2 protein-coding genes are annotated in these 2,695 nt (G+C 37.0%); one reads left to right on the top strand and one right to left on the bottom strand.

Annotated features, from left to right (window positions below; all coding sequences use genetic code 11):
- Nucleotides 1–165: 165 nt before the first annotated feature.
- Nucleotides 166–1,608: a glyceraldehyde-3-phosphate dehydrogenase gene (locus GQR46_RS18505; RefSeq protein WP_024593068.1), complete on the bottom strand. Its 1,443-nt coding sequence runs from the start codon at nucleotides 1,606–1,608 to the stop codon at nucleotides 166–168.
- A 174-nt stretch (nucleotides 1,609–1,782) separates the two neighbouring features.
- Between GQR46_RS18505 and GQR46_RS18500 the strand changes: the two genes are divergently transcribed.
- Entirely contained in the window at nucleotides 1,783–2,583 is an 801-nt protein-coding gene (locus tag GQR46_RS18500) for a DUF2989 domain-containing protein (protein WP_024593069.1), read from the top strand.
- The last annotated feature ends 112 nt before the right edge of the window (nucleotides 2,584–2,695 follow it).

Here is a 2,695-nt window from a genome sequence, read left to right as displayed (position 1 = left end):
AATAAGTTTATCTGCTTATTAATTCACAGAACTGACATTATTTTGTAAATAGTAAAACGAATGTGCATTTTCTTAATTAAAGCCTATCACAAGGCATACGCTTTAAAAATAATACACGACCAAAAAAGCCAGCAACATGCTGGCTTTTAAGTCACTGCAAATAAATTAGCGAGGTAAGCTTGGGAATGACACTTCGGCCATATCGCGCATACAACGAACTACTTGGCAGCTATAACCAAACTCATTGTCGTACCATACATATAAAACAATACGGTTATCTTCAACAATCGTTGCTTGTGAATCAACAACACCTGCGTAACGGCTACCTACTAAATCGGTAGATACAATTTCCGTTGATGCGGTGTAATCAATTTGGTCACGTAAGTCTGAATGAAGTGCTGTATCGCGTAAAAATGCGTTTAGCTCTTCAACCGATGTACTTGTTGCTAAATTAAGGTTCAAAATAGCTAGCGACACATTAGGTGTAGGTACGCGGATTGCGTTACCTGTTAATTTGCCTTCAAGCTCTGGTAATGCTTTTGAAACCGCTTTTGCAGCACCTGTTTCAGTAATTACCATGTTAAGTGCTGCGGCACGGCCACGACGCTCTGCTTTGTGGTAGTTATCAATAAGGTTTTGATCGTTCGTGTACGAGTGTACAGTTTCAACATGACCATTATTAATACCAAACTTATCGTTTAGTGCTTTAAGTGTTGGTGTAATTGCATTAGTTGTACAGCTTGCTGCACAAACAATTTTATCTTCAGGTAAAATATCTTTGTTGTTAACACCATATACGATGTTTTTAATATTACCTTTTGCAGGAGCTGTTAATAATACTTTTGCAGCGCCTTTACACTCTAGATGCTGACCAAGGCCTGCTTCGTCTTTCCAAATACCGGTGTTATCAACAATTAATGCATTGTCGATACCGTATTGAGTGTAATCAACTTCGCTAGGAGAGTTGGCGTAAATAACTTGAATGTAGCTACCGTTAGCTTTAATTGCATTACGCTCTTTATCAATAGTGATTGAACCATTGAACGGACCGTGAATTGAATCACGACGCAGTAAGCTAGCACGTTTTTCTAGGTCGCCATCTTTACCGCCACGAACAACAATAGCGCGCAAACGTAAATCTGCATATGGACCTGATTTTTCAATTAATAAACGCGCTAGTAAACGACCAATACGACCAAAACCATACAATACAACATCGCGTGGTTCTTTCGCTGGTAAGTCAGCTATTTCTGCAAGTTCATCTTTTACAAATTCTTCTACTGAGCGGCCTTTAGCTGCTTCTGTAAACAAATAGCTGTATGCAAGTTTACCAATATCAATGCGTGCAGAGTTTAATTCCATTTTGCTGATAGCTTCTAAAAATGGGAAGCTTTCACGCAAACGTAATTTAGTGCCTTCAAACTGAGCAACGGTTTTGTGAGATTTGATAATATCTATAGTACTGGCATTTACGAGAGGACGGCCATATACAGCGATTTCGATACCACGATTACGGTAAAGTTTACCAATGATTGGTTGCATGCTTTCTGCGTAATCTTGGCGCTCTTGCCAACTATTTGTGTATTCTAACTCGTGAGATGAGGTCATTTTATTTACCTAAGTTTATCATTTTGAACGGATAGCCTTTAAAAATGCACTATATTTTGAGAGTAATGCACTTCAGGCTGGGCTATTCTAATTTAATCTGAAGTTATTCTCTACTGTTAGGCGTTAAATGATTGCGTTAGAATAACAAGGTAGATATTCATTTGGGGTTAAGGGATGCTTAAAAAAGCAAGTGTATTATTGGGTTTGCTAACGTTGACAGGGTGTGAAGAGCCCTTGACACTCGCACAAGTGTGCAAAGAAACACCTGGCTTTTGTAGCGACTTAAACAAAGACAGTCACTGCAAGGATGAGCGTTCTGATGTAATTATCAAACGTTACATAGAATACAAAGACCCTACTGATGAAAATAAATACCAATTACTCAAAGACTTTGAATCCTATAACCAATGTATAACTGTGGCTGCCAAAATTGAACATATTAAGTTAAAAGCTAAAAAAACGTCACGTATTGACGGTCAATTAACGAGCATTAAAGAAATGACTCGGTTATACCAAGATACCCAGAATACGAACCATCCAGGTTTGCTCTACTACCAATGGTCACGAAATAATAACCAAAACGCACTGACTAAATTATTGGCGATAGAAAATGACAAAAGTGTAACGCAAAGTGCCGAAATGCAATTTTTTTTAGCATCGTACTATATTAAGTTCGACGATGAAAAAACCATTGATTTGCTTTATAAAACTTTAGAGCTCAATAAAAAAGACAACGTACCGAATCCTGAAGTGTATACATCACTTATTAGTCTTTTTTATAAACATGATAAATTTAAGCATGCATATATATTTTCTAAAGTAGCGCAAATGTCGGGGATTGAAAATATTGACGTGTTTGAAATTGAGCAGCAATTAATAACGAATGGTAAAAGCTTAGACAGCCTAGATGTACTTGCAGAGCAAACATTTCAGCAAATAATGGCAGGTGATTTTGTATCTCCTCGAGAGTTTTAATTTATAATCGCAAAAATAACCTAATACCAATCTGTTTATATATGGGGTCTATTTAACGTTAAGGAAATTACGCTAGAACTAGGCAAAATTTTTGTATCTAGTTGTTCTAAAT

This window comes from Pseudoalteromonas sp. Z1A6 (assembly GCF_011378745.1).
Lineage (GTDB): Bacteria > Pseudomonadota > Gammaproteobacteria > Enterobacterales > Alteromonadaceae > Pseudoalteromonas > Pseudoalteromonas arctica.
The sequence above is the reverse complement of the archived record's forward strand: the minus strand, read 5'-3'. Positions and strand labels throughout refer to the sequence as shown.